The organism is Mesorhizobium sp. M7A.T.Ca.US.000.02.2.1 (assembly GCF_003996995.1).
GTDB lineage: Bacteria > Pseudomonadota > Alphaproteobacteria > Rhizobiales > Rhizobiaceae > Mesorhizobium.
In genome coordinates this window covers 1-1042 of the sequence record NZ_RZTT01000798.1, presented here as the reverse complement: position 1 = coordinate 1042, position 1042 = coordinate 1, and the positions used below count along the sequence as shown (strand labels likewise).

The 1042-nt window shown below is 59.8% G+C and carries 1 protein-coding gene and 1 pseudogene; both read right to left on the bottom strand.

Annotated features, from left to right (window positions below; all coding sequences use genetic code 11):
- Positions 1–303: 303 nt before the first annotated feature.
- On the bottom strand, positions 304–531 hold the full coding sequence (locus tag EOD15_RS34710) for a hypothetical protein (protein WP_127321676.1): 228 nt from the start codon (positions 529–531) through the stop codon (positions 304–306).
- Positions 528–1042 (bottom strand): annotated as a pseudogene (locus tag EOD15_RS36115) (hypothetical protein); the annotation flags it as partial. The pseudogene EOD15_RS36115 and the gene EOD15_RS34710, both read right to left, overlap by 4 nt.

The window sequence follows — 1042 nt, the reverse complement described above, 5'->3', positions numbered from 1 at the left end:
GGCCAATGTCGGTTGATTGCCAAGGGGGTCGTAAACTTTTTGCCCGCCCTGAGGAACATGCATCCGCAATCAAACGTTCGGGATGTGCTTGGTAAGGATAGCTCCTTGAAACACCCGAGCAGAGGCCCGTCACTGATTTCCCTCAACACAGTGACGGGCCCACTTCGTCAGACGTCGGCAGCGTTAAATCTTTCTCGCAGGGGTGGAACATGCATCCTCAATCGAAGTTGGAAATGTGCTTGGTTGAGATGTCCCCTCCTCAAGTCCAAGCTCTGGTGCAAGGCCCGTCGCTGTCTGTGTCCTTCAGCGGCGGGCTTGCTTCGTCAGACGCTCGACGGTCTCAATGATCGCCTTGGCCAGAGCTTCGCCTTCGTGGATCGGTTCGGGGCCGTAGAGGCCCAGGATGGCTTCTTCAGATGGCAGCACGCCGGCAGGGCATACCTGCTCCATAGCCATTCGGACGAGCTTCAAGGCTGCGCGTTCGCCAGTGGGTTCGATTGCCACAGGGGAGTTGAGCGGCTCGGGCGTCATGGCTTCGCCTCTCGGATCGCCCGCAATGTCGCATGGCGCAGCTTGTCCTCGCGCTTAAGGGTCTTCACGCGGCCGACGAGGCCAGGTTTGATCCATTCAGCGTCGGGCTTGTCCGCGCCTTTGGGGGGCGTGCCTTTCCCCTCTTGCACCTTGGCATAGAGGTGTTCTCGCATGGCTTTGGTCAGAGCGATGTTTGCCGAGCCGACATAGCGACGTTCCGCATCGCGGGTTACCATCAAAGCGAGTGGAGCCGATCCCGGCTTGCGCTGCACGCCTGCAACCTCAAAGTCGACTTCCTCGTAGCATTTCGTTTTCCGCCAGGCTTCGGTATCGCCTGACCGATAGACGCTGTCCGGCCGCTTCGACACCATGCCCTCTAGGCCCATCCGATCAACCGCGGCATAAAAGTCAGCCCCGCCGCCATGCACATGGTGGCTGTACTGGATCACGCCTTTAGCGGTGCCGACGAGTTCGAGCAGCTTTTCCCGACGTGCCAGCAACGGTTCGCGAC